This window comes from Xanthomonas phaseoli pv. dieffenbachiae (genome assembly GCF_008639345.1).
Lineage (GTDB): Bacteria > Pseudomonadota > Gammaproteobacteria > Xanthomonadales > Xanthomonadaceae > Xanthomonas > Xanthomonas phaseoli.
Map to the genome: position 1 here is coordinate 4,292,366 of NZ_CP041380.1, position 22,846 is coordinate 4,315,211.

At 63.0% G+C, this 22,846-nt stretch carries 16 protein-coding genes and 2 rRNA genes; 6 read left to right on the forward strand and 12 right to left on the reverse strand.

Translation table 11 applies throughout. The features are described from left to right. Nucleotides 1-165: 165 nt before the first annotated feature. The 4 genes from FLG15_RS19140 to FLG15_RS19155 all read left to right on the forward strand — a co-directional run bounded on the left by FLG15_RS19140 (nucleotide 166) and on the right by FLG15_RS19155 (nucleotide 5,875). Nucleotides 166-1,128 carry a YihY/virulence factor BrkB family protein gene (locus FLG15_RS19140; protein WP_033473887.1) on the forward strand — a complete coding sequence of 321 codons (963 nt, stop codon included), beginning with the start codon at nucleotides 166-168 and terminating at the stop codon, nucleotides 1,126-1,128. Nucleotides 1,129-1,209: 81 nt separating this feature from the next. After that, complete coding sequence (gene dnaG, locus FLG15_RS19145; RefSeq protein WP_057677429.1) at nucleotides 1,210-2,958, forward strand: DNA primase; 1,749 nt, start codon at nucleotides 1,210-1,212, stop codon at nucleotides 2,956-2,958. Between the two features lie 109 nt (nucleotides 2,959-3,067). Beyond that, on the forward strand, nucleotides 3,068-4,114 hold the full coding sequence (locus FLG15_RS19150) for a bile acid:sodium symporter family protein (protein WP_057677428.1): 1,047 nt from the start codon (nucleotides 3,068-3,070) through the stop codon (nucleotides 4,112-4,114). Nucleotides 4,115-4,285: 171 nt separating this feature from the next. Next, nucleotides 4,286-5,875, forward strand: a complete 1,590-nt coding sequence (locus tag FLG15_RS19155; protein WP_057677427.1) for a thioredoxin family protein — start codon at nucleotides 4,286-4,288, stop codon at nucleotides 5,873-5,875. Between the two features lie 250 nt (nucleotides 5,876-6,125). Here FLG15_RS19155 and cyoE read toward each other — a convergent pair whose 3' ends face one another. Genes cyoE through FLG15_RS19175 form a run of 4 tightly spaced genes read right to left on the reverse strand, consistent with a single transcriptional unit; the run spans nucleotide 6,126 to nucleotide 9,524 of the window. After that, nucleotides 6,126-7,022: a heme o synthase gene (gene cyoE / locus FLG15_RS19160; RefSeq protein WP_039573380.1), complete on the reverse strand. Its 897-nt coding sequence runs from the start codon at nucleotides 7,020-7,022 to the stop codon at nucleotides 6,126-6,128. 2 nt (nucleotides 7,023-7,024) lie between these two features. After that, nucleotides 7,025-8,188 (reverse strand): COX15/CtaA family protein, encoded by a 1,164-nt coding sequence (locus FLG15_RS19165; protein ID WP_150147074.1) that lies wholly within the window; start codon nucleotides 8,186-8,188, stop codon nucleotides 7,025-7,027. Nucleotides 8,189-8,198: 10 nt separating this feature from the next. Continuing rightward, nucleotides 8,199-8,774, reverse strand: coding sequence for a redox-active disulfide-containing membrane protein (locus tag FLG15_RS19170; RefSeq protein ID WP_057687135.1), 576 nt, complete (start codon nucleotides 8,772-8,774; stop codon nucleotides 8,199-8,201). A gap of 27 nt (nucleotides 8,775-8,801) precedes the next feature. Continuing rightward, on the reverse strand, nucleotides 8,802-9,524 hold the full coding sequence (locus FLG15_RS19175) for an SURF1 family protein (RefSeq protein ID WP_057679191.1): 723 nt from the start codon (nucleotides 9,522-9,524) through the stop codon (nucleotides 8,802-8,804). A 60-nt stretch (nucleotides 9,525-9,584) separates the two neighbouring features. Between FLG15_RS19175 and FLG15_RS19180 the strand changes: the two genes are divergently transcribed. Next, entirely contained in the window at nucleotides 9,585-9,803 is a 219-nt protein-coding gene (locus FLG15_RS19180) for a twin transmembrane helix small protein (protein WP_017157720.1), read from the forward strand. A gap of 108 nt (nucleotides 9,804-9,911) precedes the next feature. Here the strand turns inward: FLG15_RS19180 and FLG15_RS19185 are convergent, their stop codons facing one another. From FLG15_RS19185 to FLG15_RS19210, 6 genes are read right to left on the reverse strand one after another with little or no spacing between them, the layout of a single operon-like run. Beyond that, nucleotides 9,912-10,787 (reverse strand): cytochrome c oxidase subunit 3, encoded by an 876-nt coding sequence (locus FLG15_RS19185; protein WP_005911522.1) that lies wholly within the window; start codon nucleotides 10,785-10,787, stop codon nucleotides 9,912-9,914. 38 nt (nucleotides 10,788-10,825) lie between these two features. Continuing rightward, nucleotides 10,826-11,422 (reverse strand): cytochrome c oxidase assembly protein, encoded by a 597-nt coding sequence (locus FLG15_RS19190; protein ID WP_057679190.1) that lies wholly within the window; start codon nucleotides 11,420-11,422, stop codon nucleotides 10,826-10,828. Further along, a complete protein-coding gene (locus tag FLG15_RS19195; RefSeq protein ID WP_003484652.1) occupies nucleotides 11,419-11,592 on the reverse strand; it encodes a hypothetical protein in 174 nt (57 codons plus the stop codon). The genes FLG15_RS19190 and FLG15_RS19195 overlap by 4 nt, the downstream gene beginning before the upstream one ends. After that, a complete protein-coding gene (gene ctaD / locus FLG15_RS19200; protein WP_005911527.1) occupies nucleotides 11,573-13,177 on the reverse strand; it encodes a cytochrome c oxidase subunit I in 1,605 nt (534 codons plus the stop codon). Before ctaD ends, FLG15_RS19195 begins: the two co-directional genes overlap by 20 nt. Nucleotides 13,178-13,215: 38 nt before the next feature. After that, nucleotides 13,216-14,199, reverse strand: coding sequence for a cytochrome c oxidase subunit II (gene coxB, locus FLG15_RS19205; RefSeq protein WP_150147077.1), 984 nt, complete (start codon nucleotides 14,197-14,199; stop codon nucleotides 13,216-13,218). 16 nt (nucleotides 14,200-14,215) lie between these two features. Further along, nucleotides 14,216-14,692, reverse strand: coding sequence for a DUF2244 domain-containing protein (locus FLG15_RS19210; RefSeq protein ID WP_017157717.1), 477 nt, complete (start codon nucleotides 14,690-14,692; stop codon nucleotides 14,216-14,218). Between the two features lie 276 nt (nucleotides 14,693-14,968). On the opposite strand from FLG15_RS19210, the gene putA reads away from it, so the two are divergent. Next, nucleotides 14,969-18,169, forward strand: a complete 3,201-nt coding sequence (putA, locus tag FLG15_RS19215; protein WP_057679188.1) for a bifunctional proline dehydrogenase/L-glutamate gamma-semialdehyde dehydrogenase PutA — start codon at nucleotides 14,969-14,971, stop codon at nucleotides 18,167-18,169. A gap of 1,478 nt (nucleotides 18,170-19,647) precedes the next feature. Here putA and rrf read toward each other — a convergent pair. Both rrf and FLG15_RS19225 read right to left on the reverse strand, forming a co-directional pair. Continuing rightward, nucleotides 19,648-19,762: ribosomal RNA gene (rrf, locus tag FLG15_RS19220) — 5S ribosomal RNA — on the reverse strand. A gap of 170 nt (nucleotides 19,763-19,932) precedes the next feature. Continuing rightward, nucleotides 19,933-22,813: ribosomal RNA gene (locus FLG15_RS19225) — 23S ribosomal RNA — on the reverse strand. Between the last annotated feature and the right edge of the window lie 33 nt (nucleotides 22,814-22,846).

Genomic DNA, 22,846 nt, shown 5'->3' on the forward strand with positions numbered 1-22,846 from the left:
CCGCCTCCTGCTTGCCCAAAACGCGTGCACGCTTTCACCCGTCCTTCGATCCGGCCCTGCTAGAACGGGTGCGCCAGCGCAGGCATGGGCAAGGTCCTTCCGCATACCGACTTTGCTTCGACGTCGCCTGCGCAGCAACGGTATGCGCCAAGGATTCTCCCGCCGGTGACGACGCTTTCATCTGCCTATCTGCACAAGCATCTGAGCCGTCTGCAGCGCAGCGTGCCGATGGCGCTGCTGAACCGCTTCATCGAGATCGACGTGATGACGCAGGCGGCGTCGCTGTCGTTCTACGCGCTGCTGTCGCTGGCCCCGCTGCTGGTGCTGCTGTTGTGGCTGACCGCCTCGCTCTATCCGCCAGCGCAAGAGGCATTGGTACAGCAAATCGGGCAATTGGCAGGCGGCAGCGCGGCCGAAGTCGCACAGACCATCATTCGCAATGCCACCGACCAACCTGGTGTTGGCTCGCTGGCCGGCGTGTGGAGCACGCTGCTGCTGTTCATCGGCGCCACGGCGGTGTTTGCGCAGTTGCAGAACGCCTTGAACCTGATCTTCCGCACCGACAAGCAACGCCTGGATGGCTTGATGGCTTGGCTGCAGAAGCGGGTGTTCTCGTTCGGGGTGATCCTGGCGCTGGGCTTCTTGTTGATCGTGTCGATGATTGCCACCACCGCACTGCAGGTGGTCTTTGCGCGCCTGCCCTCGGTCCTGCCAGCGGTCGGCTACGTGACCACGCTGGCCCTGTACTCGCTGGCGTTCGCGTTCCTGTATCGCTACCTGCCCGATCGCACCGTCGACTGGCGCCAGGCATTCCTGGGCGGCGTCATCACCGCGGTGTTGTTCGCGCTGGGGCGCTACGCCATCGGCGTATACATCGCCACCGCAGCGCCGGGCAGCGCCTACGGTTCGATGGGGACCTTGGTCATCCTGCTGGTGTGGATGTACTACGCCTCGGTGGTGTTCTTCGTCGGCGCCTTGATCACCGCGGTGATCGACGAGCGGGTGCGCTCGCATCGCAAGCTGCGCGAGGCGGGCGTGGACCCGGAGCATCCGCCGGTGATCGTGCCGCCTGCCGATACGGCGCCTGCATCTTCAACGTCGGACTCGCACGCGCTGCCACGCGGCTGAGGACTGCTGCAGTGCCTGCCTCGCCGGCTTCATCGGCGATGGCGACCAGGTGCTGGCAGGCCGCTGGGATATCCTAGCGGGATGGCCCGTATCCCCGACGCGTTTATCGACGAACTGCTTGCACGCACCGACATCGTCGAGGTGGTGGGCGGCCGGGTGCCGCTCAAGCGTCAGGGCAAGGAGTATTCGGCGCGCTGCCCGTTTCACGACGAGCGTTCGGCCTCGTTCACGGTCTCGCCGACCAAGCAGTTCTATCACTGCTTCGGCTGCGGCGCGCACGGCACGGCGATCAGCTTCCTGATGAATTACGACCGCCTCGAATTCCTCGATGCGGTCGACGAGCTGGCCAAGCGTGCCGGCATGGAGATCCCGCGCGAGACACAGCAACGCACCCCGCAACAGCAGGACGACAGCCGCGAGTTGTATTCGGCCCTGGAGGCGGCCACCAAGTTCTTCCAGCGCCAGCTCGAGGGCAACGCACGCGCCGCCGCGTATCTGGACGGACGCGGCGTGGATGCCGACAATCGCGCGCGTTTCCAGATCGGCTACGCGCCCGACGGCTACAGCGCACTGAAGGACACCCTGGGCACCGATGCGCGCCGCATGAGCGTGCTCGAACGCGCCGGTCTGTTTTCCAAGAACGATCGCGGCCATGTGTACGACAAGTTCCGCGACCGGGTGATGTTCCCGATCTTCGACCGCCGCGGCCGGGTGATCGCCTTCGGCGGGCGCATCCTGGGCGCGCCGGCCGATGGTCGCGACCCGGGCCCGAAGTACCTCAATTCGCCGGAAACCGCGCTGTTCCACAAGGGCCGCGAGCTGTATGGCCTGTGGCAGGTGCGCCAGGCCAATCAGAAGATCGAGCGGCTGATCGTGGTGGAGGGCTACATGGACGTGGTCTCGCTGTTCCAGTTCGGCGTGACCCAGGCGGTGGCCACGCTGGGCACCGCCACCACGCCCGAACATGCCGAGCTGCTGTTTCGCAACGCGCCGGATGTGTACTTTTGTTTCGATGGCGACAACGCCGGGCGCAAGGCCGGCTGGCGCGCGCTCGAATCGGTACTGCCGCGCATGAAGGATGGCCGCCAGGCGTTCTTCCTGTTCCTGCCCGATGGCGAGGACCCGGACACCATCGTGCGCAAGGAAGGCGCGCAAGCCTTCGATCAGCGCCTGAAACAGGCCACGCCGCTGTCGCAGTTCTTCTTCGACGAGATGTCGCGTGAGATCAACCTGCACACGCTCGACGGCAAGGCGCGCCTGGCCGAACGAGCGCGCCCGCTGTTGGCGCAGATTCCCGAAGGCGCGTTCGGCGATCTGATGCGGCAGGAACTGGCGCGCCTGACCGGCGTGGGTGCCACTGCGTCTGCGCAGCAGTCCGCACCCAGGCCACGGCCGCCTGCCCGCATGGGCGCGCCCACGCAGAAACGCAGCCTGGTGCGTGCGTCCATCGCCATCCTGCTGCAGCGGCCGTCCTTGGCGATGAGCCTGGAGGGCGTGCATGATTTTTCCGGGCTGCGCCTGCCCGGAATCGACTTGTTGATGGAGTTGCTGGATCTGGTGCGGCAACGCCCGGAAATCAGTACCGGCGCGCTGCTGGAGCACTTCGCCGAGCGCGAGGAACTTGCTGCCTTGCAGAAGCTGGCAGCGCAGGAGCTTCCCGGCGACGAACACAGTTGGACGCTTGAGCTGCATGACGTCGTCGCCCAGCTCGACAAACAGTTGCTGCGTCAACGCGTGGAAGAGCTGCAGGCCAAACAGCGTGCGCAAGGGCTGGACGACACCGACAAATACGAAATGCGCGAACTGCTCAAGGCGCTCGCAGCGTTGTGATGCAGTGCTGCCTGGCTGAAGGCAGCGCACGGCAATCGCGCACTGCCGTGCCGTTCCAGGCGTGACCGGTGACGTCGATGCCACAGCCAAGGCCTGCACGCATCGTAGAATGGCCCATACCAGGCGCAAGATCGCGCGCTACCGTTGGACCTCGATGAAGAAGCTGCTGGCGCGGTTGCGCATTGACCCCTTCACCCTCGCGCTGCTGTGCACGGTCGCACTGGCCTCGTTGCTCCCGGTCTCGGGCACGGCTGCGGCGGTCATGGACGATGTCACCGATGTGGCGATCGCCGCGCTGTTCTTCCTGCACGGCGCGCGGCTGTCGCGCGAAGCGGTCAAGGCTGGCGCGCTGCACTGGCGCCTGCATCTGGTGATTCTGGGCTGCACCTTCGTGCTGTTCCCGCTCCTGGGGCTGTTGTTCAAACCACTGGCGCATCTGGCACTGACGCCGGAGCTGTATGTCGGCGTGCTGTTCCTGTGCGCGCTGCCGTCCACGGTGCAGTCCTCGATCGCGTTCACCTCGATGGCGCGCGGCAATGTACCGGCCGCGGTCTGCGCGGCGTCGCTTTCCAGCCTGCTGGGCGTGTTTTTCACCCCGTTGCTGATGGGCGCGCTGGTCGGCAGCCAGGGTGCCATGGCGCATCCGGCCGAGGCGATCGGCAAGATCCTGCTGCAGTTGCTGGTGCCGTTTCTGGCCGGCCATTTCATGCGTCCGTGGATCGGCGGCTGGGTCGAACGTCACCGCGCCGTGCTGCGTTACACCGATCAAGGCACCATTCTGCTGGTGGTCTATACCGCCTTCAGCGCATCGGTGAACGAAGGGCTGTGGCAGAAGACGCCGCTGCCTGCGCTGCTGGCGGTCCTCGCCGTTGCAGGATTGTTGCTGGCCATGGCGATGCTTTCGATCACCTTCATCGCCCGGCGCCTGCACTTCGGCCGCGCCGATGAAATCGCCATCGTCTTCTGCGGCTCGAAAAAGAGTTTGGCCACCGGCGTGCCGATGGCCAAGGTGATGTTTGCCGGCGGCGGGCTGGGCGCGATCGTGTTGCCGATCATGCTGTATCACCAGCTGCAGCTGATCGTCTGCGCCGTTGTGGCGGCACGTTATGCGCGCAGCGCATCGGGCCAGCCGCAAGGCGCAACCGAGCGCCATTGACGCTGCGCCGCGCCAGCACCTGCCCGCTGCGTATCGCATGACAGCAGTTCGCATCGCCGCGCATCCGGGTTGTAAGCAGATGTACAACGGTAATGACGCACGCCCGCCTGGGCCCGCCAGCGGCCGCTAGAGTGCGCGATCGACCTTCTGCCGCCCCCACGGTGATTTGCCATGACGCTATCGCTGCGACACCCTTCCCCGTCCTTGATCGCGCTGTTGGCAGTGCTGGCTGCGCTGACTGCCTGCGACACGCCAGCACCGCCTGCGGCGCCCGCGCAGTCCAAGACAACGTCCACGCCGGCACCTGCTGCCCGCATCGCCTGGCGCGAGGGCGATGTGGAAGACGCTTTTGCCGAAGCCAAGGACAGCGGGAAGCCGATTCTGTTGTATTGGGGCGCAGCCTGGTGCCCGCCCTGCAATCGCCTCAAGGCCACGCTGTTCAAGGATCCGGCCTTCATCGCGCGCACCCAGCAGTTCGTTGCCGTGCACCTGGACGGCGATTCGGAGGGCGCGCAGGCCTGGGGCGAGCGCTTCGGGGTCAAGGCCTATCCCACCATCATCGTGCTACGCCCAGATCGCAGCGAAATCACCCGGCTGGCCGGCGATGCCGATAACGCGCGCCTGGCAGAGGTGTTGCGGGTTGCGGCCAAGAGCACCAGTACCGCCCAGCAGTTGCTCGACAGGGCGCTGCACACACCACAACAGCTCAGCGCGGACGATTGGGCGGTGCTCGGCAACTACGCCTGGGGCACCGACGATAGGCTGGTCAAACCCGATGCAGCCGCCGACGTGCTCGGCCGGCTCTCCACCTCGGCGCCACAGCCAGCCCTGCAACGCAGCTTCGCCCTGGCCGCCATCAGTGCCGCCAGACACCCACCGGCTGCCAGCAGCGCCAACCGCACGCTGTTGGAAGCGGTATTGGCCGACCCGGCAGAAGTGCGCGCCAATCTCGGCACGCTGAACTATGTGCCGGCGCGTCTGATCACCGCCGCCAGCAACGACGCAGGCGTGCGCAGCACGCTCTCCAACGCGCTGAATCAGGCCTTGGACAAGGTCTACGCCGATCCTTCATTGCCGATCTCCGACCGGCTTGGCACCGCATATGCACGCATCCAGCTGGCACGCCTGGCACAAGGCCAGCCCACCGAAACCGAAACCGAAGCCGAGCCCAAACGCCAGCAACCGCCGCTGCCGAAAGACGTGGTGGAGGTGGTGCACCAGCGCGTGCAGTGGGCCACCGACACCGCCAAGACCGACGAGGAGCGCCAATCCACCATCAGCACGGCCGCCGCGTTGCTGAGCGAGGTCGGCGATGGCAGCGCGGCAGAGCAATTGCTGCTGGCCGAGTTGTCGCGCAGCAAGACGCCGTATTACTACATGCCCGAATTGGCCGATCTGGCCGAACAACGCGGCGACAAGAAGACCGCCCTGCTGTGGCTCAAACGGGCCTACGACAGCGCGCAGGGCCCCGCCACGCGCGTGCAATGGGGCGTGATGTACGTAGATGGGCTGATCCGGCTCAGCCCCGACGACACCGCCGGCATCGAGGGCGCCGCCACCCAGGTGATCGGCGAGTTGGCCGGCCAACCGGAGGGTTACCGGCAACGCACCCGTCAGCGCTTCGCCACCCTGGGCAACGAATTGAAGATATGGAGCAAGCACCGCCGCGAAGGCGGCGCAGTACTGGAGCGGCTGCAGCAGAAAATGCAGTCCAGCTGCGACAGCAAAACTACCAGCGAGTGCGCCGCTTGGCTGAGTTGAGCCGGCACAGCGCTGCCGCGCGCCGGCAAGGCGTGATGATCAAAGGTTTGTAAGCAGCAAACCGCGGCGTCTGCTGACGTGGACGCCGCTGGTGAGCTCGACGCGGCGCACGTTGCACCTCATCCGGCGCCCTTTCGCCACACGCCGCAGGCGCGGGTGGCGCGCTACAGGCGTGATCCAACCCTCCGCCGGTGGCCAACGCAATCATTGGGGCAGCGCTATCGCGTTGCCGCTCGTCCCACTGCAGCGACTAGCGCACCCACGGCAGCAGCAGATGGTCGACCATCAGGAAGGCGAACAGCGCCATCAGGTACACGATGGAATAGCCGAACATCTTCATCGAAAACAGTTCGTCCGGCGGGTTCAGCATGCGCCAGGCGTACCAGAGGAACACCGCATTGAGCACGACGGCACCGCCCAGATAGAACACCCCGCTCATGCCCACCGCCACCGGCGCCAAGGTCACGATCGCCAGCAAGACGGTGTACACCAGGATCTGCTTGCGCGTATGCGGCACACCGTGGGTCACCGGCAACATCGGGATGGCCGCCTTGGCGTAATCGGCGCGACGAAAGATGGCCAGCGCCCAGAAATGCGGCGGCGTCCAGATGAAGATGATCAGCACCAGCAGCGAGGCATTGATCCAGTCGGCGCTGGTCGGCAGCCCGGTCACCGCTGCCCAGCCCAGCATCGGCGGCGTGGCACCGGCCAGCCCGCCGATCACGATGTTCTGCGAGGTCGCACGCTTCAGGTAGACGGTGTAGATCACCGCATACCCGATCAGCGAGGCGAAGGTCAGCACCGCGGTGATCACGTTTACCCACACCACCAGAATGGTCATGGAGATCACGATCAGCGCACCGGCGAACACCAGCACCTGCCAGGGCCGCACCTTGCCCACCACCAGCGGGCGCCATGAGGTACGCGCCATCTGTGCGTCGATCTTGGCGTCGAGCAATTGGTTGATCGCTGCCGCCGCTGAAGCCGCCAGCCAGATGCCCAGGAAGCCCAGTGCGCCGGTGCGTACCTGCACCCAGGTCGGCATGTCGGGAATGGCCAGGAACATGCCCACCAACGCGGTGAACACGATCAGTGCCACCACCTTGGGTTTGGTCAGATCCCAGTAATCGCGTGCGCTGACGGCCATGCTCACTCCGGCGCGCGCAGCCGCGCCAGCAGCGAGACCAGCACGAACAACAACGCCACCGCCCCGCCGTTATGCATGACCGAGACCTCCAGCGGCAGCGCCAGCTTCACGTTGAGCATGCCCAGCGTCACCTGCACGGCGACCAGCAGCGCAAGCGCCGCAGCCCACACCCGCATCCCCGGCGACCGCGACAAGCGCCAGGCCAGCCACCATAAGTACAACGCGGTCGCAATCGCCCACAGCCGGTGCGCCATCTGGATGGCGATACGCGCCGCGCCATCCAGCACACCGCCTTCGTAATCCACCCCGATGCCGCGCCACAGCGTGAAACCTTCACGGAAATCGTGTGGCGGCCACCACTGGCTGACGCAACGCGGAAAATTGTCGGCCGACCAGCTGCCGCCGCCACACGCCAGCGCGGCGTAGTTGGCGCTGACCCAGCCACCGAGCGCGATCTGCAGACCCAGCACTGCCACGCCCAGGCGCAGCAGCCACTTCAAGCGCGAGGCGTCGGCCAGGGTGATCGGCAGATGCGTCACACGCCACGCCATCCACACCAGCAGCGAGAACATCAGCATGCCGCCCAGCAGGTGCCCCATCACCACGATCGGCTTGAGCAGCAACGTCACCGTCCACATGCCCAGCAAGGCCTGGAAGATCACCACCGCCAGCGTCAGCACCGCTGCACGCGCCAGATCGATATTGCTCCAGCGCAATGCCGCCAGCAGCAGGATGGCCTCGCCGGCGATCGCCACACCGAAGGCCACGGCATGCCAGCCGGACATGTAGAGCGGGATCGACAACGCCACCAGCAGCGCGGCCGACACCACCTGGGCAATGCCCATGCGACGGCGACGCACCGCCAGCAACGACAACACCAGCACTTCCACGCCCAACGCACCGGCCAGGAAGCGGTGGACCTGTTCGCGCCAGGCTTTGTGCGATTCCAGCGGGCGGATCTTGCTGGCCACGTGCGTGTTGGCTTCGTCGCTGGTCTGCGGCCAGGTCACGCGGCCATAGCAGGTCGGCCAGTCCGGGCAGCTCATGCCGGCATCGGACAAGCGGACGAACGACCCGAACAAAATCGTGCTCGCAGTGAACAGCGCGGCCAGCCAGGCCATGCGATGGAAGTGACGGAACAACGCCGGTGGCGCAAACAGGTTCATCGAAACGGGCTCACATCAGTTTCAGCAGCTTGACCAGATCCGACCGCAGGCCGGCCGGCTTGAAGCCGGGGGCATACCGCAGGATCACAAAGCCATTGGGGTCGATCACATACACCGGCACGCCGGCCGTATCGGTGCCGCGCGGCAATGCCTGGCGCAGGCGGGCATCGTCGCGTAGCACGCGCAGTGCAGGCATCGGCGGCAACCCGGCCGGCGGCGCGCCGATCCACAGCACCTCCACCTTGTCGGCGCGATGCCCGAGCAGCTGCCACACCTTGTCCAGCTCTGCAGCCAACGCCACGCACTGCTGCATGCAATCGGCCGGCGGCGCCACCGCAATGCGCCAGATGCGCTCGCTCGGCGTCCAGGCATAGGGCTTCCCGTTCGCGCGCACTGGCACCAGCGCCCGCAGATCTGCGGGCGGCTGCAGCAGTTCGCCGTTGTTGCGCATCGACGCCGGCTGCCATCCGGAGAAGCGCAGCACGCCGGCCAGCAACATCGAGCCGAAGAACAGCACCGCCAGGGCAATCAGCATCCTGCGGCCGCGTTTGACCGAATGCAGCGTAGCCGATGTGGAGGAGGTCATGCGGGCGATTTTCTCATGCCGCAGGCGTCAGTGCCCGCGGCCGCGACGGCGCGCACGCCATGTCAGCAGCGTTGCGGTCGCCAGGACCGCGGCGGCCAACCCGAACCATTGCACCGCGTAACCCAAGTGCCGCGCGGGCGGCAGCGTGTTTGGCAGCATGTCCAGATCGCGCGTGTAGCCAACCGGCAGTGCAGGGTCCAGACGCAGGACCTGCGACGAAATGTCGCGCCTGCCCAGCGTGCTGCGTAGGGCCTGCAGATCCAGTCGCGTGGCCAGCCAGGTCTGCGCCGCACCCCCAGGCGCCAGCGCCGGTCCGATCGCCAGCCCCGCCGACGGCGGTGCGCTCAAGAGCCCCTGCACCGTCTGCACGTCTTTCAGTGCAACGATGCCGGGCAACTGCCGATCGGCCGGCAGTGGCAGCCAACCCAGATCCACCAGCACGTCGGTCGACACGCCTTCAGGCGCTGCCAGTTGATACACGCGCACACCGGCACGCCCGTCATGCAGCTGATTGTCCAGCAAGACCAGTTGCGGCAAAAAACGCACTTGCCCACGCACCCATGCCAACTCATTCGGCGTCGCCAACGCCTGTGCCAAGGGCAGCGTGGTGTCGCGCACATGCGCGGCACGGTCCAGCAAGGCTTGCTTGCTGTGCATGCGCTGCAATTGCCAATGCCCGAGCGCCGCAAAACCCGCGCTCACCAGCAACGCCAGACACCAGCCAAATACCGCCGTGTGCTTGCGCGTCATGACAAGCGACGCAAAAAGGCGTGCAATGCCATCACCACGCCGACTGCACCCGGGGCTGTTGTGAACGATTCGCTCAAGACGCTGCTGATTGTCGCCTTCCTGATCGTGATCCTATGGAACCTGGGCGCCGGCCTCTACTACCTGCTGACCGACCGCGGCCAGACCAAGCGCACCGTCAACGCCCTGACTTGGCGCATCGGCCTATCGGTGGCGCTGATCGCCATCGTGATCCTCGGCATCTATACCGGCTGGATCAAGCCGCATGGCATCGGCCGCTGAGGAGCCGGGATTGGGGATTCGGCATTGGGGATTCGTAAAAACTAAAGCCTGCCGCTTTTACGAATCCCGAATCACCAATCCCCAATCCCCAATCCCCAATCCCCGCCCTCAAAGTACATACACGAACAGAAACAGCGCCAGCCACACCACGTCGACGAAGTGCCAATACCATGCGGCCGCTTCGAAGGCGAAGTGGTTGTCGCGGCTGAAGTGCCCCTTCGCCGCGCGCAGCCACATCACCGCCAGCATGATCGTGCCCAGCAGCACGTGCATGCCATGGAAACCGGTGAGCATGAAGAAGGTCGAGCCATAGATGCCCGAGCCTAGCGTGAGATTGAGCTCGGTATAGGCGTGAATATATTCCTCGGCTTGCAGGAACAAGAACACGCAGCCCAGCAGCACGGTCAACCCCAGCCACAACAGCAGCGCGCCGCGGCGCCCGCCCTTGAGCGCATGGTGGGCGATGGTCAAGGTCACGCCGGAGCTGAGCAGGATCAGCGTATTGATCAGCGGCAGGCCCCAGGCCGGGATGGTCTGAAACTGCCCTCCGATGGTGCCCGGGCCATTGGTCGGCCAGGCAGCGGAATAGCCGTTCCACAGCAGCTCGTTGGTCATTACGCCGTCGCCTTCCCCGCCCAGCCACGGCAGCGTCAGCACACGCGTGTAGAACAGCGCGCCGAAGAAAGCGCAGAAAAACATCACCTCGGAAAAGATGAACCACACCATCCCCATGCGGAACGAACCATCCACCTGGCGGTTGTAATGCCCGGCATTGGATTCGCGGATGACATCGCCAAACCACATGAACAACGTCGCCAGCAGCATTGCCACGCCGGCGAAGAAGGTCCAGCGTCCCCACGCCGCGTCGTTGAGCCAGCTGGCCACGCCGATCATCATCACGAACATGGCAATCGACCCGACAAAGGGCCATTTGCTCTGGCTCGGGACGAAATACGCATCGGCGTTGGGACTGTGATCGGCCATGGCGTTGCTTCCGTGTCGTGGTGCGGGTGGATGGAAGGTTACGGCGCAGCGCGTGGCGCGCCAGCTGCGCCTCCGCCCTGCAGTTCGGAGGTCAGCGCGTCGTTGCGATAGAACGTGTAGGACAGGGTGATCGTAGTGACTTCCGGCGGCAGTGCCGGGTCGACGATGAAACGCAACGGCATGTCACGCGTTTCGCCGGCCTGCAAGGTCTGCGCGGTAAAGCAGAAGCACTCGGTCTTGTTGAAGTAGCCCGACGCACGCGCAGGTGCAACCGAGGGCACCGCACTGCCCACCACCGCACGTGCACCATCGTTGCGCGCGAAATACAGCGCCTCGTTGAGCTCGCCCGGCACCACATCCATCGTCATCTGTTCGGGATGGAAGGTCCACGGCAGTTTGGAGTTGACCCCGCCATCGAACTCCACGCGCACCGTGCGCTTGCCGGCGACAGGTGGCGCGCCCGCGTTCGCGCGCGTGCTGCCGGGTGCACGTTCCATGCGGATGCCAAACACTTTCTCGCAGGCGATGCGGTAGAGCGGCACCAGGGAGAACGTCAGCACGAACACGCCCAGCACCACGCCCAGCAGCTTGAACAAGCCGGCCGTCGGCGCGCGTGCGGGCGCGCGTGCACTCACCGCCCGATGACTCCCGAGGCGATGAAGCCTGCATAGATCAGCAACGCAATGATGCCGACCGTGATCGCGGTGCGACGCACGGCGCGGCGTTGTTGCGCCTGCCGTTCCGCAGCAGATAGCAGACGCGTCACCGCCGGCTCCGAGGCGGACTCAGTGGCCGATGTCTTCATGCGCAAGATCTCCAGGCTTGATCACCGGCGGCACGGTGAAGGTATGCGCCGGGGCGGGTGACGGCACCGTCCACTCCAGGCCCTTGGCGCCTTCCCAGGAGCGCGCCTGTGCACGTGCGCCACTGCGCAGCGAGGACAGCAGGATCGCGGCCATCAGGAACGGCGTGACGAACATGCCGAACGCACCGATCGAACTGACCAGGTTCCAGTCGGCGAACACCACGTTGTAGTCGGGAATGCGCCGCGGCATGCCGGCCAAGCCAAGGAAGTGCTGCGGGAAGAACAGCAGGTTGACGAACACCATCGTCCACCAGAAGTGCACCTTGGCCCAGGTCTCGTTGTACATCCGCCCGGTCCACTTGGGCCACCAGTAGTACACCGCCGCGATCAACGCGAACACTGCACCGGTCACCAGCACGTAGTGGAAATGCGCCACCACGAAGTAGGTGTCGTGATACTGGAAGTCCGCCGGCACGATCGCCAGCATCAGCCCGGAAAAGCCTCCGATGCTGAACAGGATCACGAAGGCCACGGCCCACAGCATCGGCGACTCGAAGGTCAGCGAGCCTTTCCACATCGTGCTGACCCAGTTGAACACCTTCACCCCGGTCGGGATGGAGATCAGCATGGTGGCGAACATGAAATAGATTTCGCCACCGAGCGGCATGCCTACGGTGAACATGTGATGCGCCCACACGATAAAGCTCAGGAACGCGATCGCTGCGATGGCGTACACCATCGCCTGGTAGCCGAACAACGGCTTGCGGCTGAAGGTCGGGATGATCTCGCTGACCACGCCGAACGCCGGCAGGATCATGATGTAGACCTCCGGATGCCCGAAGAACCAGAAGATGTGCTGGTACATCACCGGATCGCCGCCGCCGGCCGCGTTGAAGAAACTGGTGCCGAAGAACTTGTCGGTCAGCAACATGGTCACTGCACCGGCCAGCACCGGCATCACCGCGATCAGCAGGAACGCGGTGATCAGCCAGGCCCAGCAGAAGATCGGCATCTTCAGCAGATCGATGCCCGGCGCGCGCATGTTGAGCACAGTGGCGATGATGTTGATCGCGCCCATGATCGAACTGACGCCGGCCACATGGATCGCAAACACGCTGAAGGCGACGTTGTAGCCGCCCTGCAGCGACAGCGGTGGGTACAGCGTCCAGCCGCCGGCCGGCGCGCCCCCCGGCAGAAACAGCGTTAGCAGCAGCAGGGTAAAGGCGACCGGCAGCAACCAGAACGACCAGTTGTTCATGCGCGGCAACGCCATGTCCGGCGCACCGATCTGCAACGGAATCATCCAGTTGGCCAAACCGACGAAAGCCGGCATCACGCCGCCGAAGATCATCACCAGTGCATGCACGGTGGTCATCTGGTTGAAGAACTCCGGTTTGACGAACTGCAAGCCGGGCTGCATCAATTCGGCGCGAATCACCACGCTCATCGCCGCGCCGATGATGAACATCACGAAGGAAAACAGCAGGTACAGCGTGCCGATATCCTTGTGATTGGTCGAAAAGAACCAGCGCTCGACGAAACCGGGCTGGTGGTGTCCGTGGTGATCGACTGCGGTATGCGCCATGACGGAACGACCTCTGCGAAGCGAGCGGTTGCGGGCGATTAAAGAGCGGCGGTCGGTGTTGCGGCCGGTGCCGGTGCCGCAGCCGGCGCGGTGTCACCTGCCGGGGCGGCCGGTGCACCGGCCGGCGTCGGTGCGGCGGCTGGCGCCGCTTCCGGTGCGGCGGCTGGCGCCGCTTCCGGCGCTGCGCCTGACGCACTGCGACGCGACGCCAGCCAGCGCTGGAAGTCAGCCTTGGGCAATGCCTCCACCACGATCGGCATGAAGCCATGATCCTTGCCGCACAACTCTGCGCACTGCCCGCGATACACGCCCGGCTGCTCGATATTGGTCCAGGCTTCGTTGACGATGCCGGGAATCGCATCTTGCTTCCATCCCAGCGCCGGCACCCACCACGCGTGGATCACATCGTCGGCAGTAATCACGAAGCGGATCTTGGTATTGACCGGCAGCACCAGGCGGTTGTCGACATCCAGCAGGTAATGCGGCTGCGAGGCTGCGGTGGGGCGCTCGCCGCTTTGGCGGATACGATCGGATTCGCGTGCCAGGCGACTGGTGAATTCCACGCCCTGGCCCAGATATTCGTACTTCCACATCCACTGATAACCGGTCACCTTGACCGTCATTTCCGATTCGCGGGTGTCGTACATCGCGATCAGTTTTGCCGTTGCTGGCCACGCCATCGCGATCAGCACCAGGACCGGAATCACCGTCCACAACACTTCAGCGGTGGTGTTGTGACTGAATTGCGCAGCCACCGCCCCCTTGGACTTGCGGAACTTGAACATCGCATAGCCCATCGCCGAGAACACCAGCGCGCCAATCACCACGCACACCCACAGCGCCACCATATGCGCCTCGTAGGCCATGCGCGCGGTCTGGGTCACCCCGCGCCCCATATTGAGCTGCCATTCCTTTGGATCGGCCGATTGCGCCCAGGCCACCGGCGCGCTCAGCAGCGCCGCCATCGCCAGGCCCACGTGTTTGCAGGTGTTGATCGACTTCCAGCTGCTGCGTTGCGTCATTGCCTAGACCCTTACGTCATCGGTGACGGCCATTGGCGGCCGCGAGCAAGCGTTTGAGCGTTGTTGCCAGTTCCACACGTTCGGCCGGCCCGAGAAAACTTCCGATCTCGATCTGCTTGCCGCTGCTGACCAGCAACACCCTGTCATCGCGTTCGATGCAAAGCCGCACCCAGTGCGGATGTGCCTGAAACGCTGGTGGCGCATGCCCGGACGGAAACACCTCGACAACGGCCTCCCCCACCCGGATCGCTTCCTCGCGCTCGCCACTTCGCCACAACTGCCGCAGCGCCAGCGCCACCACACCACTGTGCACCAGGGCAAACACCGGCGCGAACGCATTGCCGGTCCACCACCCCAGGCCTGCAAATAACCACATCGTTCCCGCCAACACTGCGAACAGCTGCACGAATTGCCTGGCCGACAGTGCCCGCGGAGGCCGCAACCGCAGCTGCGTCCCAACCCCTTCGGACATCAACGGCAGCACTTCGATCATAAACAGCACGCAGCGCACTGCGGGAATAGTCCGATGGTAGACCCGCGCCAACACATGCGGCAAGCATTTCCAACGATCAAAAATTTGCTGCAGTGCAGCTAAAAGTGCGGGCAAATCAATCACTTCTGCGTTGCTCGACAATGGCGGTGCCGGCACGCCGTGTCGCGCACCTGCGGTGGCGGCATGCACAAAACGGCGGGAAAGCCGCCGCTTCCACACAAGTGCGCACGCCGTCTGGCTCACTAGAATGCGCAGAGAATCCAAGGCACCTTTCGCATGAACGCACAGCTCGACCCGCTTGCCTCTACCTCAGTCGCGCCCCCGCTGTTGGCGCCCGAACTGCCCGCCGCACCTGGCGCATTGCGTGCTGCCATGACCGCCGCCTGGCTCAAGGACGAAACCGAGCACGTGCGTGAATTGCTCGAGCAGGCACGCCTGCCTGCCGCCGAGCAAGCCAAGGTGCAGGCGATCGCGGCCGACCTGGTGACCCGTGTGCGGGCACGTGCGCAGAATCAGGGCGCCATCGAGGCCTTCATGCGCCAATACGACCTGGGTAGCGAAGAAGGCGTGCTGCTGATGTGCGTGGCCGAGGCACTGCTGCGCATTCCCGACCAGGACACCGCCGACAAGCTGATCCGCGACAAGCTCGGCGATGCGGATTGGAAAAAGCATATGGGCGGCAGCGATTCGGTGCTGGTCAACGCCTCCACCTGGGGCCTGATGCTGACCGGCCAGTTGGTGCAGCTCAACGACCTCACCCGCGCCGATGTGCCGGGCGCCTTCAAACGCCTGATCGGCCGCGTCGGCGAGCCGGTGATCCGCCTGGCCGTGCGCCAGGCCATGAAGATCATGGGCCATCAGTTCGTCATGGGCCGCACCATCGGCGAAGCGCTGTCGCGTTCGCGCAAGGGCGACAACGCCAACTACCGCTATTCGTTCGACATGCTTGGCGAAGGCGCGCTCACCATGAAGGATGCGCAGCGCTATCTGCAGGCGTATCGCGATGCGATTCATGCGATCGGCCGCAGCGGCAGTTTCGTCGGTACCGATGTATTCGCCGCGCCCAGCATCTCGATCAAGCTGTCGGCGCTGTATCCGCGCTATGAGCATGCCAAGCGCGCCCGCGTGATGGCAGAGCTGGTGCCGGGCGTGCTGGAGCTTGCGCAGTTGGCCAAGTCCTACGGCATCGGCTACACCGTCGACGCCGAGGAAGCCGACCGGCTGGAACTGTCGCTGGACATCATCGAGGCCACTTTCTCCGACCCGTCATTGGATGGCTGGGAGGGTTATGGCCTGGCCGTGCAGGCGTATCAGAAACGCACGCCGTACACGATCGATTTTCTTGCCGATCTGGCGCGCCGTGTCGGGCGACGCATTCCGGTGCGACTGGTCAAAGGCGCTTACTGGGACGCAGAGATCAAGCGCGCCCAGATCGAAGGGCATCCCGGCTATCCGGTGTTTACGCGTAAGCAAAACACCGACGTGTCGTACCTGGCATGCGCACGTCGCATGTTCGCGCACAGCGATGCGTTCTACCCCATGTTCGCCACGCACAACGCGCAGACCATTGCCGCAGTCCGCGCGATTGCGGCAGGCAAGACCTACGAGCACCAGAAACTGCACGGCATGGGCGATGATCTGTATGCCGAAGTGATTCCTGCCGATCGTCTCGATCTGCCATGCCGCGTCTATGCACCGGTCGGCTCGCACGAAGATCTGCTGCCGTATCTGGTGCGTCGCCTGCTCGAAAACGGCGCCAATTCCAGCTTCGTCAATCGCATCACCGACGAGGATGTCGCCATCGAAGACCTCATCCGCGACCCGGTCGAAGCGGTAACGTCATTTACTTCCATCCCGCATCCCAAGATTCCACTGCCAGCCGATGTGCTGCGTAGCCAGAACCAGAACAGGAAAAACTCCATGGGCGCCAATCTCGCCAACGACAACGATCTGCGCCTGCTCGCCGAGCAACTCAACGCTGCGATCAAACCGTGGAAGGCCACGCCCCTGGTGCCCGGTGCGGTAATCAGCACGCCTGGCCAAGCGGTGTTGAATCCGGCAGATCGCCGCGAGACGGTTGGACAGTGGCACCCGGCCGATCCGGATACCGTCCAGAAGTCGCTGGCCAGCGCTGCGGCCGCGCAACCGGCCTGGAACCGCACACCTGCGGCCAGCCGCGCCACCATCCTGGAACATGCGGCCGATCTGCTCGAAACGCGCATGCCCGACTTCATGTCGATCTGCGTCAAGGAAGCCGGCAAGACGCTGCCCGACGCCGTGGCCGAAGTCCGCGAGGCCGTCGATTTCCTGCGCTATTACGCAGGCCAGGCGCGTGCGCAGTTCGGTGCACCCGAGCGCCTGCCCGGGCCAACCGGCGAATCCAACGAGCTGCAGCTGCACGGGCGTGGCGTCTTTGTCTGCATCAGTCCATGGAACTTCCCGTTGGCGATCTTCCTCGGCCAGGTCGCCGCAGCGCTGGCGGCCGGCAATACGGTCATCGCCAAACCGGCCGAGCAAACCAACCTGATTGGCTTTGCAGCGGTCAAACTGCTGCACGAAGCCGGCGTGCCGGAAGCGGCGGTGCAGTTCCTGCCAGGTGACGGCGCTACCGTTGGTGCTGCGCTGACTAACGACCCGCGCGTTGCCGGCGTCGCGTTCACCGGTTCTACCGAAACCGCACGCATCATCAACCGCACCTTGGCCGCACGCGATGCCGCCATCGGCGTCTTGATCGCCGAAACCGGCGGCCAGAACGCCTTCATCGCCGACTCGTCCTCGTTGCCCGAAGCGGTGGTCAAGGACGCCATTTCCAGCGCCTTCATCTCGGCCGGGCAGCGCTGCTCCGCGGCGCGCGTCCTGTTCGTCCAGGACGACATCGCCGACAAGGTCATGACGATGCTGGCCGGTGCAACGGGCGAGTTGAAGATCGGTGATCCGGGCCTGCTCTCGACCGACGTTGGCCCCGTGATCGATGCTGATGCACTCAAGATTCTCGACGATCACGCTGCACGCATGGATCGCGAAGCGCGTCTGATCGGGAGCACCGCCCTGGACGCCAGCACCGCGCATGGCAGCTTCTTCGCTCCACGTGCCTATGAGCTGACATCGCTGTCGCAGCTGCAACGCGAAATTTTCGGGCCGGTGCTGCATGTAATTCGCTGGAAGGCCGACCAGCTCGATGCCGTCATCGAGCAGATCAATGCGACCGGTTACGGCCTCACGTTGGGTGTCCACTCGCGTATCGATGAGACGATCGACCGCATCACCTCGCGCGTGGCGGTAGGCAACGTCTACGTCAATCGCAACCAGATCGGCGCCGTGGTCGGCGTACAACCGTTCGGCGGCCAGGGCCTGTCCGGCACCGGTCCCAAGGCGGGCGGCCCGCATTACTTGCTGCGTTTTGCTACCGAGAAGGTCGTCACCGTCAACACCACCGCAGCCGGCGGTAACGCCTCGCTGCTGACATTGGGCGACTGATACCAGCCAGCAGATCATGGCCTCAGCGCTAATCGGTCAGTCTCCACCGATTGCAGCCAGATGTACTGTCAGCACGACAAAAAACCCCGCTTAGGCGGGGTTTTTTGTTCGTTGGGCGCAGTGTTTCAAGCTGTCTGTGGTGGTGAATATCCCAACGACATAAAGCATCGGCCCCCACTTGGCGAAACCGGGGCGAATTCGCGGTGCACTTCCCCAGCTGTTCGAGTCGGTCGCTCCATGGGTGTTCCCTCGATGCACATCGCTGGATTCGATCCAAGACTTATCGGATACCTTCACCGCACACCGTGATGCCACTGGTGCCTTCGATTTGGTCTCACCAAGATGTGGGAAACATTGCAGATGCCGTGACCGGTCTGCTGTAGGCCATCCTTCGTATCAAGGGCGGGCGGGCAAGGACGTCGGCCGAGCGAGGCTAACAGGGGCGCTGTCTGTTATCGACTCCAGCGACTGCCGCCCCGGTGTCTGGCCCTGGCCAAGCAGGTGGACTAAAACTAGATGGTGCACGACTTGTTTCGCTATGACGCTGCGGATCTCTCACAGCGGCGGCCCTTGGCGATTACGGCTTGCCGTAATTACTCCTTCGATTGCATGGCATGGAAGCGGTCAATGGCGTAGCAAGGTAATGCTGAGCCTTGCCTTGGTGGGCCAGTTTCCTGGGACTGCTCATGCATGCCTGCATGCGCCTGCTCGGCCAGCCATTGATCGTGCTGTTATCGACTCCAGCGACTGCCGCCCCAGCGTCTGGCACTGGCACTGGCACTGGCACTGGCACTGGCATTGGCCCTGGCCAGGCAGGTGGACTAACGCTAGAAGGGTGCACGACTTGTTTCGCTATGACGCTGCGGGTCTCTCGCAGCGGCGGCCCTTGGCGTTTACGGCTCGCCGTAATCGCTCCTTCGATTGCACGGCGTGGAAGCGATCCATGGCGTAGCAATGTAATGCTGAGCCACGCCTTTGGTGGGCCAGTACCTGGGACTGCTCATGCATGCCTGCATGAGCCTGCTCGACCAGCCGTTGATCGTGCTGTGATCGGCTCCAGCGACTGCCGCCTGGCGCGCCTGGCACTGGCCAGGCGGTTTGGCGGCTAAGGATAAACCCTCAGTGCCGGTGGCCCGCAGGTTACGGGGAGCACGTGCTTTGTGTTGCGGGGCATTCGCAGGCAGCAGCCGTACGGGAGCCTTGGCCCTGCTGCCACGAAGGCGATGTCGGCGCCGATTGGCAAGCGGCGCAGGGACGAGCGGGCAAGGCGGTTGGGTGAGCGCGGTGCTGTGGGTAAGGCGCCTGGCGCCCCACTGCCAGGCGACTTGCGGCGGTTATCTCATGTGCTGTGCTGCTGCAGCACCTGGGTCGCCGCCGGCTTTCGGGCGCCCTGAGGCCATTCCCGACTGGGTCTTGCATCAATTTGGGCGTAAAAAGAAACCCTCAGTCCTTGCGGACTGAGGGTTTCGGGGTAAAGCCCCTGGCGATGACCTACTCTTGCATGGCTTGAGCCACACTACCATCGGCGCAGCTGCGTTTCACTTCCGAGTTCGGGATGGGATCGGGTGGTTCCACAGCGCTAATTTCACCAGGGAGACGGTTGGAGCGTCGCCAGTTGCTGCTTCCTCAAACGTGAGCACGGGTGTGCAAGCGTTTGCGTATGGAAGCACCTACGGCGCTCAGCCTCGCATAGTTAACTTGTGACGTAGCTTGCATTTGATGATCTACCAACGTTCGTTGGGACCAAGGCAACTTGAGGTTATATGGTCAAGCCGCACGGATCATTAGTATCAGTTAGCTCAATACATTGCTGTACTTACACACCTGACCTATCAACCACGTAGTCTACATGGTTCCTTTAGGGGGCTTGTGCCCCGGGAAGTCTCATCTTGAGGCGCGCTTCCCGCTTAGATGCTTTCAGCGGTTATCGCTTCCGAACATAGCTACCCGGCAATGCCACTGGCGTGACAACCGGAACACCAGAGGTTCGTCCACTCCGGTCCTCTCGTACTAGGAGCAGCCCCTCTCAAACTTCCAACGCCCATGGCAGATAGGGACCGAACTGTCTCACGACGTTCTGAACCCAGCTCGCGTACCACTTTAAATGGCGAACAGCCATACCCTTGGGACCGACTACAGCCCCAGGATGTGATGAGCCGACATCGAGGTGCCAAACACCGCCGTCGATATGAACTCTTGGGCGGTATCAGCCTGTTATCCCCGGAGTACCTTTTATCCGTTGAGCGATGGCCCTTCCATACAGAACCACCGGATCACTAAGACCTACTTTCGTACCTGCTTGATCTGTCGATCTTGCAGTCAAGCACGCTTATGCCTTTGCACACAGTGCGCGATGTCCGACCGCGCTGAGCGTACCTTCGTGCTCCTCCGTTACTCTTTAGGAGGAGACCGCCCCAGTCAAACTACCCACCATACACGGTCCCTGATCCGGATAACGGACCTAGGTTAGAACGTCAAGCACGACAGGGTGGTATTTCAAGGATGGCTCCACTGCAGCTAGCGCCACAGTTTCATAGCCTCCCACCTATCCTACACAGACGAACTCAACGTTCAGTGTAAAGCTATAGTAAAGGTTCACGGGGTCTTTCCGTCTTGCCACGGGAACGCTGCATCTTCACAGCGATTTCAATTTCACTGAGTCTCGGGTGGAGACAGCGCCGCTGTCGTTACGCCATTCGTGCAGGTCGGAACTTACCCGACAAGGAATTTCGCTACCTTAGGACCGTTATAGTTACGGCCGCCGTTTACTGGGGCTTCGATCAAGAGCTTCGCCTTGCGGCTGACCCCATCAATTAACCTTCCAGCACCGGGCAGGCGTCACACCCTATACGTCCACTTTCGTGTTTGCAGAGTGCTGTGTTTTTGATAAACAGTCGCAGCGGCCTGGTTTCTGCGACCCTCTTCAGCTATAGCTCGCACGAGCCACCAAAAAGGGTGCACCTTCTCCCGAAGTTACGGTGCCATGTTGCCTAGTTCCTTCACCCGAGTTCTCTCAAGCGCCTGAGAATTCTCATCCTACCCACCTGTGTCGGTTTACGGTACGGTCTTCGTGAGCTGAAGCTTAGGAGCTTTTCCTGGAAGCGTGGTATCAGTGACTTCGCCAAAAAGGCTCGTCTCGGTGCTCGGTCTTAAAGGATCCCGGATTTGCCAAAGATCCAAACCTACCGCCTTTCCCCGGGACAACCAACGCCCGGTACACCTAACCTTCTCCGTCCCTCCATCGCACTCACGCGAGGTGCAGGAATATTAACCTGCTTCCCATCGACTACGGCTTTCGCCCTCGCCTTAGGGACCGACTAACCCTGCGTCGATTAACGTTGCGCAAGGAAACCTTGGGCTTTCGGCGTGCGGGCTTTTCACCCGCATTATCGTTACTCATGTCAGCATTCGCACTTCCGATACCTCCAGCAGACTTCTCAATCCACCTTCGCAGGCTTACGGAACGCTCCTCTACCGCGCATAAAACAAGTTTTATGCACCCCAAGCTTCGGTTCACTGCTTAGCCCCGTTAAATCTTCCGCGCAGACCGACTCGACCAGTGAGCTATTACGCTTTCTTTAAAGGGTGGCTGCTTCTAAGCCAACCTCCTGGCTGTCTATGCCTTTCCACATCGTTTTCCACTTAGCAGTGAATTTGGGACCTTAGCTGTGGGTCTGGGTTGTTTCCCTTTTCACGACGGACGTTAGCACCCGCCGTGTGTCTCCCATACAGTCCGTCTCGGTATTCGGAGTTTGCAATGGTTTGGTAAGTCGCGATGACCCCCTAGCCATAACAGTGCTCTACCCCCGAGAGGATACATATGAGGCGCTACCTAAATAGCTTTCGAGGAGAACCAGCTATCTCCGGGTTCGATTAGCTTTTCACTCCTAATCACAGCTCATCCCCGTCTTTTGCAACAGACGTGGGTTCGGGCCTCCAGTACCTGTTACGGCACCTTCACCCTGGCCATGACTAGATCACCCGGTTTCGGGTCTACTGCCCGCGACTATGCGCCCTTATCAGACTCGGTTTCCCTTCGCCTCCCCTATACGGTTAAGCTTGCCACGAACAGTAAGTCGCTGACCCATTATACAAAAGGTACGCAGTCACTCTTGCGAGCTCCTACTGCTTGTACGCACACGGTTTCAGGATCTATTTCACTCCCCTCTCCGGGGTTCTTTTCGCCTTTCCCTCACGGTACTGGTTCACTATCGGTCGGTCAGGAGTATTTAGCCTTGGAGGATGGTCCCCCCATATTCAGACAGGGTTTCACGTGCCCCGCCCTACTCGTCTTCACTGGAGTGGCCCTTTTAAATACAGGGCTATCACCTTCTATGGCCAATCTTTCCAGATTGTTTTTCTAAAGCCATTCCAGCTTAAGGGCTGCTCCCCGTTCGCTCGTCACTACTTAGGGAATCTCGGTTGATTTCTTTTCCTCCGGTTACTTAGATATTTCAGTTCACCGGGTTCGCTTCCAGCAGCTATGAATTCACTGCAGGATACTGCCGAAGCAGTGGGTTTCCCCATTCGGACATTGCCGGATCAAAGCTTGTTGCCAGCTCCCCGACACTTTTCGCAGGCTACCACGTCCTTCATCGCCTCTGACCGCCTAGGCATCCACCGTGTGCGCTTATTCGCTTGACCATATAACCCCAAGTTGCCTCGGGGCCATACGCC